General features: G+C 67.7%; 9 protein-coding genes. 8 read left to right on the top strand and 1 reads right to left on the bottom strand.

Annotation, left to right across the window (positions count from 1 at the left end):
• The first annotated feature begins 585 nt into the window (after window positions 1-585).
• The 7 genes from AB0N16_RS40320 (at window position 586) to AB0N16_RS40290 (ending at window position 13755) form a co-directional block, all read left to right on the top strand.
• Window positions 586-1887, top strand: a complete 1302-nt coding sequence (locus tag AB0N16_RS40320; RefSeq protein WP_365805814.1) for an MFS transporter — start codon at window positions 586-588, stop codon at window positions 1885-1887.
• 322 nt (window positions 1888-2209) lie between these two features.
• Entirely contained in the window at window positions 2210-3796 is a 1587-nt protein-coding gene (locus AB0N16_RS40315; protein ID WP_365805813.1) for a condensation domain-containing protein, read from the top strand.
• Window positions 3793-5031 (top strand): ATP-grasp domain-containing protein, encoded by a 1239-nt coding sequence (locus AB0N16_RS40310; protein ID WP_365805812.1) that lies wholly within the window; start codon window positions 3793-3795, stop codon window positions 5029-5031. The genes AB0N16_RS40315 and AB0N16_RS40310 overlap by 4 nt, the downstream gene beginning before the upstream one ends.
• A gap of 36 nt (window positions 5032-5067) precedes the next feature.
• A complete protein-coding gene (locus AB0N16_RS40305; RefSeq protein ID WP_365805811.1) occupies window positions 5068-7464 on the top strand; it encodes a molybdopterin-dependent oxidoreductase in 2397 nt (798 codons plus the stop codon).
• Between the two features lie 420 nt (window positions 7465-7884).
• Entirely contained in the window at window positions 7885-11049 is a 3165-nt protein-coding gene (locus tag AB0N16_RS40300) for an amino acid adenylation domain-containing protein (RefSeq protein ID WP_365805810.1), read from the top strand.
• Complete coding sequence (locus tag AB0N16_RS40295; RefSeq protein WP_365805809.1) at window positions 11046-12308, top strand: MFS transporter; 1263 nt, start codon at window positions 11046-11048, stop codon at window positions 12306-12308. The genes AB0N16_RS40300 and AB0N16_RS40295 overlap by 4 nt, the downstream gene beginning before the upstream one ends.
• 139 nt (window positions 12309-12447) lie before the next feature.
• A complete protein-coding gene (locus AB0N16_RS40290) occupies window positions 12448-13755 on the top strand; it encodes an NtaA/DmoA family FMN-dependent monooxygenase (RefSeq protein ID WP_365805808.1) in 1308 nt (435 codons plus the stop codon).
• A 147-nt stretch (window positions 13756-13902) separates the two neighbouring features.
• On the opposite strand, the gene AB0N16_RS40285 is transcribed toward AB0N16_RS40290, so the two are convergent.
• A complete protein-coding gene (locus tag AB0N16_RS40285; RefSeq protein ID WP_365805807.1) occupies window positions 13903-14238 on the bottom strand; it encodes a DUF190 domain-containing protein in 336 nt (111 codons plus the stop codon).
• Between the two features lie 420 nt (window positions 14239-14658).
• On the opposite strand from AB0N16_RS40285, the gene AB0N16_RS40280 reads away from it, so the two are divergent.
• Complete coding sequence (locus tag AB0N16_RS40280; protein WP_365805806.1) at window positions 14659-15447, top strand: ArpA protein; 789 nt, start codon at window positions 14659-14661, stop codon at window positions 15445-15447.
• Window positions 15448-15449 lie beyond the last annotated feature (2 nt).

Raw genomic sequence — 15449 nt, 5'->3', positions numbered from 1 at the left:
AGGGGTGTCGAACAACGCCATGAAGGAAATGCCGACGGTTCCTGGCTATGCGGTCACTGCGCACCCTTCGGGGTGGATTGCGAACTCGAGGTGGATCGCAGACCGCGATGAGGTTTGTTTTTGTCAGGTCGACGTGCAGGTCGATGTGCCCGGCGCATGTGCCACTTCCCACAAAGCGGCGACATTAGCGCAACTTTCAACTGGTTGACAAGAGTGCTTTTCGGCCAGCGATCTCTGATTGCCCATCACTCTTGATGCGCCGGACTTGACATCTACGTGCAGTGCGAAATTTACTACCCGGGCTGCTCTCCGGGTATCGCCGAGTGGATGCGTCGCACTGCTTAACAAACACCCTAAAGGGAGCAATTGCGCAATCCTTCGCTGAAAGGTCGTGATGTCCCAATGGCTGGCCCGCACTCGCTGTGACCATCGCCCGCTCCGGTCCCGGGAGTCCAGCGGTCCAACTGTCCGCGTGTCCACGGCCGACGGTTCTCGACCGCATCAGTGGCGATGAAATCCAGTTCCGGCCGGCCGGTGTGTTCCGGTAGACAGGGTCACCGGGAACGACAGCGAAGGGGGAAGCAGTTGCGCACGGATCTGTCCATTTTGCGGGAACGCTCCTTCCTGCTGCTGTTCTCGGCACGCTCCATCTCGCTGCTCGGCAATGCGATAGCCCCGGTCGCCACGGCATTCGCCGTGCTGGGCATGCCCGGCGGCTCGGGCTCGATGCTCGGGCTGGTCCTCGCCGCCCGGCTGATCTCGCAGGTGGTGTTCCTGCTGTTCGGCGGCGTCCTCGCCGACCGGCTGCCGCGCAACCGGGTGATGATCTCGGCGGACCTGGCCGCGGGCCTGTCCCAGGGGGCGGCCGCGTTCCTGGTGCTCACCGGGTCGGCCTCCGCTCTCAGGCTGGCCGTGCTGGCCGTGGTGAGCGGCGGCGCCACCGCGATGTTCACCCCCGCGTCCCGTGCGTTGGCAATCCAGCTGGTGCCCCCGGAGAAGATCCAACCGGCCAACGCGCTGGTGCAGTTGTCGATGAACGCCGGCAGCATCTGCGGCGCCGCAGCCGCGGGTGCGCTCGTCACGGTGTTCGGTCCTGGCTGGGCGCTGGCCGTGGATGCGGCGTCCTTCCTGGTCTCCGCGACGCTGCTATCCGGCATCCGCCTCAGGAGACAGCACGACGAACAGCCGGCTACGGGGAACATGCTGGACCAGCTGAAGGACGGCTGGCGCGAGTTCACCGCACGCCAGTGGGTGTGGGTCATGGTCTGCCAGCTGGCTCTGGCGAACGTGTGTATCGCCGGCGGCTTCTCCGTTCTCGGGCCCATCGTGGCGACGGACCACCTCGGTGGTGCGTCCGCCTGGGCCACCGTACTGACCGCCCAGGCAATCGGATTCGCGGTGGGCAGCCTGATAGCCCTGCACCTGCGGCCGCGGCGGCCGGTCCGGGCCGCCGCCCTGTTCACCCTGGGCTTCGTACCGCCCTTCATCTGCCTGGCCGGCGCCGCACCGGTCCGCGTCATCGCCCCCGCGATGTTCGTCACGGGCATGTGCGTCAGCCTGTACGACGTCACCTTCCAGACCGCTCTGCAAAAGCACATACCGCCGGAGTCGATGTCCCGGGTGATGTCCTACGACTCGTTCGGCTCCTTCGTCTTCATGCCGCTCGGACTGGCCGTCGCCGCGCCGCTCGCGGACCTGGCCGGCATAGGTACGACCCTGGTCGCCGGGGGCTCCGTGATCGCCCTGACATCGCTCTTCCTCCTGACTCTGCCCAGCGTGAAGGGGGTGCGCGACGAGTCGCGGCGGCCGGCTCAGCCACCGTTGCAGCCGGCCGACGGCCCTGGGCCGAGCGCACCCTCCGCCAGAAGACAGCCGCGCCGTCTTTGACATCGATCAGCCGTCTTCATCGCCCCGGGGAGTGAGATCATGCCGGTACGGCCCCTGAAAGACGTGATGGTGAGCCGGGACGGGCGCGGCCCGACGCAGCCGCACCGCATCCCGGGCCGGCAGCCTCTGCCAGCAGACGGCGGGGCCCTGCTGCCGAGACCCGGCCGAGCCTCCGTCCACCCCAGGGCAGACCCTTCTTCTCGCGTTCGATCGACGCCCCGGGGCCGCGGCCGGACCGGCCGGTGACCGAGGCGGAACTGGACCAGACGACCGACCGACTGGCCGATGCCTTCCGGCACGAGTGGAAAGGACGCGGAACGGCGTGAGCGACTCCACCTCTTCCGTCGAGAAGGAATTGCTCGACATCATGAGGACCGAACTCGACGATGAAGACATCGATCTCGACGACGACTTCTACGCCATGGGAGGGGATTCACTGATCGCGCTGCGTGTGGTGGCGCAAGCGGTCGGCAGGGGGATCGACATCCGGCTGCGCGACATCCTCTACTACCCGACGGTCCGTGAACTCGCCGCTTCCCGCACCCGCGCCGCGGATCCGGTCCCGCCCGTCGGGACGGCCGTCGGCACCTCCGCCTTCGGCCTGATCGACGACGTGGATCGCGCTCGGCTGCCGCGCGGTGTCGCGGATGCGCTGCCCGCCTCCGCACTCCAGGTGGGCCTGATCTACATGTCCGAGATAGCCGGAGACACGCGTCTTTACCATGACCTGATCGGCGTCGAGGTCAAGGGCCGTTTCGTCGAGGACCTCTTCCGGACGTCCCTCGCCGCGCTCTGCGCACGGCACCCGGCGCTGCGGACGTCCCTGGATCTGGCCGCGTATGCGGAGCCGATGCAACTGGTGTGGGCCGAAGTCGAACCGCCGCTCAGTGTGGAGCGCGTGGACACCGGCGATGCGGAGGCCGCGGACACCAGGGTGAAGGCGTGGGCGGAAGCGGAGCTGAACAGACCGATCGACTGGAGCGCTGCTCCGGTCTGGCGTTGCCATGTGGTCGTCCTCCCGGATTCCTTCCGCCTGGCGCTGGCCATTCCCCACAGTGTCATCGACGGCTGGAGTTACGCCCGCTTGTTCGTCGATCTGCTCGGCCTCTACGACCGTGCACTGGTCGGCGACGGGGGGACACCGACGTCACCGCCGCCCTGGGGGCATGCCGAATTCGTACGGTTGGAAAGGGAGTCGCTCGGCTCCCCGGAGGCCGCGGCCTTCTGGCGGGCGGAGGCCGACTTCCCCCCGCTGCTGTTCGACACCGCGGAGTTCGACGATGTGCCGCTTCAGGACGGGCGGCACTTCTTTCCCATCGGCCCGGAGACGATGGAGGGCCTTCGGGAGACGGCGAAACGGGCGGAGGTCCCCCTCAAGTGCCTTGTCCTCGGGGCGCAGTTGTGGGCGCTCGGCGAGGCGACCGGCCGCTCACAGGACATCCTGGCCGGAGTCACCGTCAACGGCCGGCCGGAAGTCCCCGACGCCGACCTGCTTGTCGGGCTCTTCCTCAACACACTGCCGATACGACTGCACTCGAGGGACGGCGGCTGGGCCGAACTCGCCCAGCGCGTCTTCGCCGCGGAGAAGCGCATGTTCGCGTACCGGCGCTACCCCTTGGCCGAACTCCAGAGGCAGCTGGGGCGCCGTCCCTTCGACGTCGCGTTCAACTTCACCGAATTCCACACCTATGAGGAGCTCGGCGCGCTGCGTGAGCTGAGCACGGCCGGCTGGTGGTCGTACGACCGCAACAGCTTCCCCGTCAATGTCGAGTTCATGGTGAACCCGCGTCATTCCGGCACCGGCGTCTCGATCTCCTATGACCCGGCCCTGGTCACCGAGGAGTGGGTCACGGGGTTCTCCAGCGTGTACCGTGCCGCGCTGGAGTCTGCGGCCGGGGAGCAGACGTGACCCTGGCCGTCGTGTACGACCGCGGAGCCGCGTCCGCGGGGGACATCGCCGTCGGATTGGCCGATGTCTCGTCCGTCGTGTTCGTACTGCCCCGCTCACGGCACAACGAGCAACTGCACGAGGTGCTGCGGGGGCTGGGCGACGTGGTGGTGCTGAGCGGTGATCACGAGGCCGACGCCGCGGCTGTGCGCGGCACTCGGCCGTCCGGCATCGTGACATTCAGCGAGCCGATGCTCGCCGTCACCGCCGCGCTCGCCGAGACCCTCGGACTGCCGTTCCACAGTCCCCGGACCGCGAAGCTGCTCACCGACAAGCTGGCTCAGCGCGACCAGCTGCGCTCCGCGGGAGTGGACGACGTCAGAAGCCGCTTGGTGCGCTCCGCCGCTGAGTGGCCGGACGCCGTGCGGCATGTCGGCCTGCCCGCCGTGCTGAAACCTCTGCGGGGCGAGGGCAGCCGGGACACCTACTTGATCACCCGGGAGGAAGAGGGTCGCCGGCTGCTTGCCGGACTGGCTTCGGCCGACGGCCCGATGCTGGTCGAAGAGCTGCTGCACGGACAGCCCGCCCCGCCCTTCGGGGACTATGTATCGGTGGAAAGCGCATGCGGACCGGACGGCGTGCGGCATCTCGCCGTCACAGGCAAGTTCCCCCTGGCACAGCCCTTCAGGGAAGTCGGCAAGTTCTGGCCGGCCACTCTCCCCCCGGAAGAGCGGCGCGAGGTTCTGGCACTGGCGACCCGCGCGCTGCACGCACTCGAGGTGACCACCGGGCTTGCGCACACCGAGATCAAGCTCACCCCGGACGGGCCGCGGGTCATCGAAGTGAACGGCAGGCTCGGCGGCCACATCAACGACATGGCGAAGCAGTCCTGCGGAGTCGATCTGGTGAAGCTGGCCGGTCGGCTGGCTCTCGGACAGCCCGCCCCGGTCACCCAGCTCGACCCCGCCGGCGTGCACTTCCAGTACCACACGCTGGCCCCGGTCGAGCCCTGCCGGCTGGTGCGGAGCTTCGGCAGCAAGGAAGTCAGACGAGTCGACGGGATCTCCGGGTACCGCGCCTACACGAAGTCGGGGGAGGAGCTGCCGGGCGGCGTGGGAACACACTTCGTCGATGTTCTGTGGGGATTCTCCGCGACCCACCAGGAGATGCTGGAGGTACTCGGATCGGCATTGCCGAAAATCTCACACGAAGTAATGGCCGGGGATCTTCGATACCGTATTTCGCCCCACCTCTGAGACCGGTCTGACATCTCTTCGAAGGAGGTGGCACGCGTGCGCGCTGACGTCCGGACGTACTGTTCCCTCTGCGGCGTCGGCTGTCCGTCGGTCGTCACGGTCGACGCGGGACGAGTGCTGTCCCTCGAACCCGACCGAGGCCACCCGCTGGGCGGAACGACCTGTTCCAAGGGCCGGGCCGCCCCGGAGATGCACGACCACGCCCATCGGCTGAATCATCCGATGCGACGGACCCGGTCGAAGACCGACCCCGATCCGGGGTGGGAGCCCCTCTCCTGGGACGATGCGCTCGACCTGATCGCCACGGAGCTCAGCCGCATCCGGGAGGAGTCGGGGCCCCAGGCGGTGGCCTTCGGCCGGGGAACTCCGGGCGGCACGGGTCTGCAACCGGCCGAACCGTGGGTGCAACGCTTCGCCAGAGCGTTCGGCTCGCCCAACTACATGACCAACACCCACCTGTGCAACTGGGCTCGGGACGGCGCGTCGCACCAGGTCTTCGGTGAATACCCGCTGCCGCCGCCCGATGTGGACCGCAGCAAGTGCATCCTCCTCTGGGGGGCGAACCCGGCGGCGACCCGTATCAACCTGGCGCGGTCGATCGTCCGCGCGCGTCAGCGTGGGGCACGGATCGTGGTCGTCGATCCGCGGCGGGTCGGCCTCGGGGGGAGGGCGGACGTGCTGCTCCAGGTCCGTCCGGGCACCGACGCGGCGCTGGCGCTGGCCTTCGTCCACCTGCTGATCGAGAACCGCTGGTTCGACGAGGCGTTCACCCGCGACTGGTCCAATGCTCCGTTCCTGGTCAGGGAAGACACCGGCCGACTGCTCCGCAGCGACGAGGTCGTCCAGGGCGCGTTCGCCGACACGCGCGCGGGCGGCGAGACGGGCTACGTCGCCGGGCAGAGCGGACCGGGCCGACTCATCGAGTACGTGCCGGCGCTGGGCTGTTACCGTGGTGCGACCGGCCCACCCGCGCTGCGGGGGAGGACCGTGGTCGAACTCAGGGACGGGCGCCGGGTACGCTGCCGTACCGTCTTCGACCTGCTCGCCGACGAGGCGAGCCGGTGTGCTCCGGAGGAGGCGTCGCGGATCACCGGCGTGCCCGAGGGGCAGATCCATGACGCGCTGCGGATGATGGTGGAGAGCCGACCGGTCTCGCACTACGTGTGGAACGGGATCGCTCAACACACCAATGCGACCCAGTCCGGTCGAGCCATCGAGATCTTCTACGCGCTGCTCGGAGACTGGGACCGTCCCGGCGGCAACGTGGTCCAGCCCGCCTTGACCACGGCCCGTATCGAGGGTGAGGTGCCGCTTCCGCCCGACCGGGAGGCGCTCCGGCTGGGCCTCGACGAACGTCCCCTCGGGCCGCCCGCGATACCCGGTGACATAGCGGCCTACGATCTCTTCACCGCGGTTCTCGAGGCCCGGCCGTACCGGGTGCGTGCGCTCCTGTCGTTCGGCGGCAACACCTTGATCAATTCGGCCGACCCGTTGCGGGGGCGCGAGGCCCTGCGGAATCTGGAGTTCTTCGCCCAGGCCGAGTTGTTCCACACACCGACCAACCATTTCGCAGACGTGATCCTGCCGGTCACGAGCTTCCTCGAGACCGATTCCCTCGTCATCACCAGGGCGGGGCGCGCCGAGCGTCGCCGCCGGGCCGTCGATCCGTTGCACGAACGGCGATCCGACGTCTCGATCGTCTTCGATCTGGCCACGCGTCTCGGTCACGGCGACAGGTTCGCCGGCGGTGACGTGGCGGCCGCCTACGACGAGGTACTGGCACCGGCCGGGCTGACCTGGGAGGGGCTGTCACGGCATCCGGAGGGCCTCTCGGTGTCCGCGGCACAGGTGCGCTACGAGAAGTACGCCGCGAAGGGCCTCCACGGGACGCCGAGTGGCTTCGCCACCGGGTCGGGCAGGGTCGAGCTTTTCGCGGACGGGCTACGCGCCCACGATCGGACACCCCTGCCGGTCCACGAGGAGCCGGCCGAAAGTCCGCTGAGCACCCCGGAGCTGGCTCGGGAGTATCCATTGGTCATGACCAACGCGAAAAGCGCGTGGTACCTCCACGGCCAACATCGTGGGATCGCCGCGCTGCGCCGCCGCGATCCGGACCCGACGGTGCAGATTCATCCGGACACGGCCGCTCGCCATGGCATCGACGACGCGACCTGGGTGTGGATCGAGACCCCTCGGGCACGCGTACGGGCCAAGGCCGAGGTCACCCCTGACATCGTCCCCGGCGTGGTCTGCGCCAACCACGGATGGTGGGAGGGATGCGAGGAGTTGGGCATGCCTCCCCTCGATCCGTTCAGTGAGGAGGGGGCCAACGTCAACCTGCTCATGCACAACGACGTTCGTGACCCCATCAGCGGGAGCGTGCCGAACCGTTCGTCACTGTGCCGCGTACGACCGTTGGGCGATGACGGCTGACCCCCGTCAGCCGAGGGCCGATTCGCCTCGTTTTTTCTTGGTTCCTGCAACTCGTGGCAATCACCGGCACATTGCCGGTCCAAATTCTTCGACGGTTGTTCAGGGGGATGCATGCGGGTAGATTGGTCGACGGCTTGATCCAGAACGAGCAAGTGCGCTGCATGTAGGTTCAACAGCTGGGTCACACGGGGGATCGTTGATAGCCATGTCCACTCCGCCTTGTCCATGTGATTCTTTCCAGAAGCGGCGGATGTTGCGTTACGTCCGTTCTGCGTTGCGGTGTTGTGGTTTCTCTCCATCCCTCGATCACAGAGAACATCGTCGATTTGCTCGGCGGCACAGTGGTGCGCTCGCACGACCGCGGCGTATCCCTCCGCAGAGCGGACACGGCGGCAGGCCGACAGGAATCGAGGTCGAGTAATGGCGTATATCCCTGCCCGTCCTGATGTCTACCCGTGGACCGGACGAACGCTTCTGGATGTCTTCGCCGAGGCCGTTCACGAGGATCCGCAGCGAATTGCCGTGGAATCCGGCGGCACCCGTATGACGCTGGGAGAAGTCGACCGCCGTAGCGCCGTGATCGCCGCCGAACTCGCCGCGGCCGGGATCGGAAACGGCGACGCGGTCGCCGTCATCGTGAACCGCAGCGTGCACCTGCCGGCCGCGCTGCTCGGAGTACTGCGCAGCGGTGCCGCCTTCGTGCCGATCGACCCCGACTACCCGGCCCAGCGCCGCGCCTACATGCGGCAGGACGCGCGCACACGGGCGACGTTGACCCTGGAACGGCTGCGCGGCGAGGTGGACGACACTCGCCCCGTCGTCCTCGTGGACGCACTGAGCACGGACGTTCCGGAGGTGAGCCTGCCCCCGGTCCACGCGACCGACCTCGCCTACATCATGTACACGTCCGGTTCCACCGGGCGCCCCAAGGGCGTGGAGATCGACCACCAGTCGTTAATCAAGGCCCTCTTGGCGACGGCCGCGGTGCTGGAGCTGAAGAGCGACGAGGTCTGGCTGTCGGTGACCTCCCCGTCCTTCGACATCAGCCTGGTGGAACTCTTCCTTCCGCTGCTGACCCAGGGACGGCTCGTCATCGCGGACAACGACCAGGTCGTGGCCGGTGACGCGCTGCACGCCCTGCTGATCGAGAGCCGCGGGACGATCATGCAAGCCACTCCGCTGACCTGGCGGATGCTGCTGGAGGCCGGCTGGAGCGGGCCGCTGCGCCTCGCGGCGTGCGCCGGCGAGGTCATGCACCCGGACCTCGCACAAGCCCTGACCGGGCGTTGCGACGAGGTCTGGAACCTCTACGGACCGACCGAGACCACCATCTACGCGACCGCCCACCGAATCGGTCCGGCGGACACCGGGAACGTTCCGGTGGGCCGTCCACTGCCCGACACCGACGTGCGCATTCTCGACGAGGACCTCGCCGACGTACCGCAGGGCGCGGAGGGAGAGCTCTGGATCGGCGGCACCGGGGTGGGTGTCGGCTATCGCGGCCAGGACGAGCTGACCGCGAAGTGTTTCCGTACCCTGCCGGGTGCCCCGCCCGCGGAGCGGTTCTACCGGACCGGCGACCTGGGGCGCCGACGCGAGGACGGGACGATCGAGCTCCTCGGCAGGGCGGACGGCCAGGTCAAGATCAGAGGGTTTCGGGTCGAACCCGGCGAAATCGAGAACCAGCTCCTGGACCACGAAGGCGTGGAGAGCGCGGTGGTGGTGGCACGCACCGCCCCCGGGGGATCCGGCGTCCAGCTGGCAGCCTATTTCCGGCCTGCCGGAGACGGCCGGGTCAGCACCGCGGAGCTGCTCGACTTCCTGGGCGATCGGCTTCCGAAGTACATGGTGCCGACCACCGTCGTCCAGGTCGGCGAATGGCCGCGTACCGCCAGCAACAAGATCGACCGCAATCGGTTGCCGGACCCCGGCGCCGCCACGGGCCGGACCCGGTCCGGTTCCGCTCCGCGGACGTCGACCGAGCGTGCTCTGGCCCGCCTGTGGGAAGAGGTGCTCGACCACCGGCCGGTCTCCCGTGAGGACGACTTCTTCGCCCTGGGCGGGCATTCGCTCCTCTCGATGCGGCTGATCGCTCGCATCCGTCAGGAGATGGGCATGGCCGCGACGGTACGAGATCTCGTCAAGGCTCCCGTCCTGACCGACCTTGCCGAGCGCGTCGACCGGACACCCCCGGTAGCGCGTCCCGCAACACCACCGACCGGCACGCCGAGGTCGTTCCTGCCGGTCTCACCGGAACAGCGCCTCCGCCTGGCCAAGGAGCGGTGGCGGCTGGAGCGCGGCCTCGGCCCCGGAACGCACAACGTCCGCATCGGGTCCACGGTCGAAGGGCACTTGCACCTGGACAAGTTGGAGCAGGCCCTGACCGATGTGGTGAACCGCCACGAGGCTCTGCGGGCACGGTTCCTCCAGGGCGGATCAGGAGGCGTCGCGGGCCAGGAGATCGCCCCTGTCCACCCGGTGCGCATCCGCAGGGAAACCGTGCCTGCGGGGCAGGGCGTGCCTCTCCCGGCCGTCAAGAAGGTGGCCAACGAACCCTTCGACCTCGGCTCGGGTCTGTTGCTGAGGGCGGCGCACTGGGCCTGCGACGACGGGACGGGTGTGCTGTTGCTGGTGTGCGACCACTCCGTCTTCGACGGGGTCTCCGCGGCCGTGCTCATCGGCGACCTGCGGCGTGCCTACGCCGCGCGGCTCGCGGGCATGGAGCCGCCGTGGGAAGGCCCGGACCCGGCCTACCGGACCTTCCTCCTGGAAGAGGCGGCGTGGCTGGAGTCACCGGAAGCCGACGAGATCCTGGCGACATGGCGCGGGAGACTCGCCGGCGACGCGCCGTACTGCCTGCTCGAGGGTCTGTCCCGGCCTGCGGAGAGAGCCGCGCACGAGCCCCTGGCGGGGGCGCGGACCCTGGATCTGCCCCGCACCGTCACCGACCCGCTGACGGCCACGGCCGGCGAACACGGCGCGTCCCTCGCCCACGCCATGCTGGCCCTGGTCGCCGTGGCCCTCTCCGGAATGACGGGTCAGGACCGCGTCGGGGCGATCGTCCCCATGGCGAACCGTGAAACCGCCGGCTCGGACCGGCTCGTCGCCTACGCCGCGCACGGTCTGCCCGTGCTTCAGGACGTGGCTCTCGAAAAGCCCTTCACGCACCAGATAGAGGAGGCCGCGGGGCGCACGATGGAGGTCCTGGCCGGCCAGCGGATGGCGCTGGCGGAGATCGTGCGCAGACTGGACCCCGACGCCTTCGGCATGCCGTCCGCACAGCCCTACGTGATGTTCAACTACATCGCGGCGGACCTGCTGGAAGCCTCGATGGCGCCCGTACTCGACGGGGTGCGGGTGACACCCCTGGCCGTGGGAGCGGTCGAGCCGGCGGCTCCTCTCGTCGTCATGCTCGAGGAGAGCCCGGAGCGCCTCATCGTGAGTATCGTCCACGACCGGAGGTTCATCGAGGACGCGGACGCCGAACGCGTGGCCGCTCTCCTCGCCGGACTGGCCCAAACGGCGGCGGTCACGCCCGAGGCGACCGTCGCTGAACTCCTCGCCGCTCAGGACGTCGATACGTGACCGCCGCGGAAGTCTCGAGCGCGGACCGGCCGACGCACATCCTCCCCCGCGGACCGGGAGTCGTCTGGTTCGCTGCCGCAGGTTTTGTCAACGCGTTCGGCACCGGATTCTTCTACCCGTTCACCTTCCTGTTCTTCGTGAAGATGTCGGGTGTCTCGCTGAGCACGGTGGGCGTGGTGCTCACGATCGCCGCGCTCGCCGTCCTGCCGGGTCTGCCCGTCGGCGGCCGGCTCATAGACCGGTTCGGGCCGCGGCAGGTACTCGTCGTGGCGGCTCTGCTACGAGCCTGCTGTTTCGTGGGTTTCGTGTCGACGCGTGGCATGGTGCCGCTGCTCCTGTTCAACATCGCCTTCGCCCTCGGCAACCGCGTTGAACAGGCGGCGGTTCCGTCGCTCGCGGTGGGCCTGGCCGGTGAAGGACAAAGTGCCCGGTGGCTCGCCCTGTCCCGGGTGGTCTTCAACGCCGGTATCGGCTCGGGTGCCATGATCGCGGGGTTGCTCGTCGTGGACTCGCGGTCGGGGTTCACCGTGCTCGGCGTGGTCAACGCGGTGAGTTTCGCGCTGACCGCCCTGCTCTACCTCCAGCTGTCCGCCGGGAAATCCCCGACGAGAACCGAGGACACGGCGGACAGCGCCGTGCGCAGCCGCGCCTGGCGCGACACTCTCTTCCTGCGCGTGTCGGGCGCCAATGCCGTCCTGTGGACCTCGACTCTGATCGTGGAGACCGCGCTGCCGGTCTTCGTCGTTCAGGAACTGGGTCTGGCCACATGGACGGTGGGCGCGCTGTTCGTCGTCAACACCAGCCTGCTCACGCTGCTGCAGTTGCCGGTGGGCCGCTTCCTCGAACGGTTCCGACCCGGCCCGGTCCTGGCGGTCGGAGGGTGCAGCTTCGCCGTGCTGTACGTGACGGTGGCGGTGCTGGGATCTGTCCCCCATACCGCCAGAACAGGGGCCTTGCTGGGCGCTATGGCCGTGTACACGCTGGGAGAGATGGCCGTCTCGCAGGCGGGACTGGTGATGGTGACGAGTGTTCCTCCCAAGCGTGAGCTGGGCAGCTACCTGGCCTTCAACCAGCTGTTCGTCGGTGTGGGCGCCGCGCTCGCACCGACACTCGCGGCGAGTCTGCTCGACAGCCGGTCGGGCGTGCTCTGGTGGACTCTCACCGCGATGAGCGTCCTGGCTGCGCTGCTCATTCTGCGCCTGCCGCGAGATGCCGCCCCGGAGCCGGGAGACGGCCCTGCGGACAGGCGCCGAGGATGAAACCCGAGTACCACCGGACGAATTAGGTTCGATGCGGATCGAGTGTCTCTCGGACAGGTCCGCGGGTTCCTTCTCCTACCGCCGGCCCAGGAAACACACGCCATTGTGTTCCGCAGCACCAGGAATGAGGGATTGTCCCATGCCAGGCAAGCCACGATTCATGCACTTCTTCCTCGTCATCGGCAACGTCGGACAGCATCATGGGGCGTGGCGCGAACCGGGCAGCGGCATCGAACTCGCCGACTCGATCGACTTCCATGCCGAGGTGGCGCAGCGTGCCGAGGCCGCCAAGCTCGATGCCGTCTTCATCGCCGACCACCTCGCGATGCTGGGCCGGGAGGCGCACGCGCCGGCGCAGCACCTGGAGCCGGTCACCCTGCTGTCGGCCCTGAGCACGCAGACCCGATCGATCGGCCTGGTGGGTTCGGCCAGCACGACGTTCAACGAACCCTTCAACGTGGCCCGCCAGTTCGCCTCGCTCGACCACCTCAGCAAGGGCCGGGCCGGTTGGAACATCGTGACTTCGGCTTTCGGCGAGGAGAACTTCGGTTCCGATGACCTGCCCCCGCACGCCTCGCGTTACGAACGCGCGGGAGAATTCGTGGAGGTGACCAAGGCGCTGTGGCGCAGCTGGGACGCCGACGCCTTGGCGCTGGACCGGGCGTCCGGGGCGTACGCCAGGCCGGAGAAGGTCCATCCGATCAACTTCATGGGCAAACACCTGACGGTCTCCGGGCCGCTGAACATGCCCCGGCCGCCGCAGGTGCACCCGGTGCTGGTGCAGGCCGGCACGTCCGCCGACGGCATGGCCTTCGCCTCCAGGCATGCCGAGGTGGTCTTCTCGGCGCACCAGGGACTCGCGGCGGCGAAGCGCTACTACGACGAGATCAAGGACGGTGCGAAGCGGGTGGGCCGTGACCCGGACTCCGTCAAGGTCCTGTTCGGCCTGAGTCCGATACTCGGCGACACCCAGAAGGACGCCGAGGAGCGGCAGCGCGTCCTGGCGGGGCTTCTCAACGGCGACTACGTGAGGCAACTGGTGGGCTTCCAGCTCGGCGGAGTCGACCTGACCCAGTACGACCTCGACGAGAAGATACCGCTGGACGCCTTGCCGGACCCGACGACCATCAACCGCAGACAGGGCCGCTTCGATCTTTACCGACAGCTCATCGAAGAGGGCGAAACCCTGCGGCGCCTGACCGAGATCGAAGCCACGGCGGCGGGACTCCAGGTGGCCGTCGGCGATGTGGAGCGCATAGCCGACGAGATGATCACTTACTTCGAGGCCGGCGCGGCCGACGGCTTCATCCTCATTCCGCCCTCTCAGCGGGTGGACGGACGGCGCCTGCTCAGTCAGGTCATTCCGCTGCTGCAGGAGCGTGGGTATGCCCGCCCGACCTACCAGGGCACCACCCTGCGCGAGCATCTCGGCCTCGCCCGGCCCTGAACGTCATGTGTGTTCCGGCCGCGGCCTGTCGGCTGAGGCCTGCCGGGCGGGAGCTGCTCGCCGGTCCGTCGGGGCGACCGCCCTCGGACCGGCGCGGGGCCGTGGTGGTGCGGTCCGGTCCGCGGCTGTTCCCGCGGACCGGTCGTCTCATTTGGGGGCCGGCGCGAACGTAATCATTTCGACTTCCTCCAGTGTCACCATTCCTCCTTCAAGGAGCTCTGACAATTGAGGAAGAAATGTGCGGACTTGCTCCTCCGTGTCGACGATGATCACCAGAAGTGGTAATGAGTCCGACATGGAGAGCAGTCGAAAGGTGTGCACGATGCCGTCCGCGCCGTAGCCTTCTACGCCCCGTATCACGGTGGCCCTGGACATTCCGGCGTCTCGAGCCCTCCGTACGATCTCGTGAAACAGGGGCTTGTGGTTCCACGTGGAGTCATCGTGGGTGAAGATCGTCAGCTTGAGTCCACGGCTGGCTGACATGGCGCGTCTCTCTTCTAAGCTGTGACGGTCAACGATCCAGTTCGGCAGGGCAGAACAGGGCATTCAGTGAGTTCACGATCTCCGTCAAGCTATCAGCGGTCTGTGATCACCGCAATGCCCTGCGGCGGCCCCATGTCACGTACGAAGTCGGGCAGTTGAGATCTCGGCAGTGGGAAACCTGTGCCTCCGGTTACTCGAACCGAAGCCCGTCTCCTTGATCCTGCGCTCCTCGATGCGACATGTGACGCAGTCGATGTTTGGCCGATGAAAACCTATACGGGCGGTGATGGCGAGGTCATGAACGGGACTTGTGTCCACCCGATTGCGAAAAATGGATAGCCCCCGGACGTAAATCGGATTGAGGTGAGTTGATCTGCCGGGATAGTGTTCTTGTCAACGGGGAGTACTCATCATGCCCCGGTGTCTCTGACCGAGGAGGTAGCGATGGCCGCGAATACGCCTGCGACCGGTGCTCGTGCGCTAGACCAGGATTCGTTCGACGGACACCTCAGGAAATTCTCCGAGAATGCCCCCATCCTCGAGTATTCGCAGCAATTCCGTCGGGAAGGGTACGTCAAGCTTCCCGGTCTGGTGCCGACGGATTTGTTCGCCGAGGTCACCGACGAAGTCAACGACCTGCTGGCCCAGCACGCTCGACGCATCGACATCGAGCTCAAGGAGACCGGTAACTCGCCACGCAAGATGCGCACGGTCAGCGCAGCCGACATCGTCCGCGACTCCGGGCTCATTCCCGCGATCTACGACTCCGCGAGCATCCGTGAGGTGCTGGGCCAGATCGCCCAGGCGGACGTGCTGCCCTGCCCCTGGGACGGCGAGAAGTACGTCATCATCCGTCAGGATCAGCCCGGCGACACGCATGGGTGGCACTGGGGCGACTTCAGCTACACGCTGATCTGGATCATCGAGGCGCCCGGTCCCGAGGTGGGCGGCATGCTGCAGTGCGTGCCCCACACCAACTGGGACAAGCAGAACCCGCGGGTGCACGAGTATCTCCAGAAGCACCCCATCCGCACCTACGCGAACGCGACCGGCGACCTGTACTTCCTGCGTTCGGACACCACGCTCCACCGGACGATCCCGCTCAGCAAGCCGGCCACCCGGATCATTCTCAACACCTGCTGGGCAAGCGCCGCCGATGTCGCCCGCCCGGCGACACACGAAACCATGGATGCGATGTTCTCCTCCTGACC

This window comes from Streptomyces sp. NPDC051105 (assembly GCF_040682795.1).
Taxonomy (GTDB): Bacteria; Actinomycetota; Actinomycetes; order Streptomycetales; family Streptomycetaceae; genus Streptomyces.
This window is presented reverse-complemented; position numbering and strand designations above follow the sequence as displayed.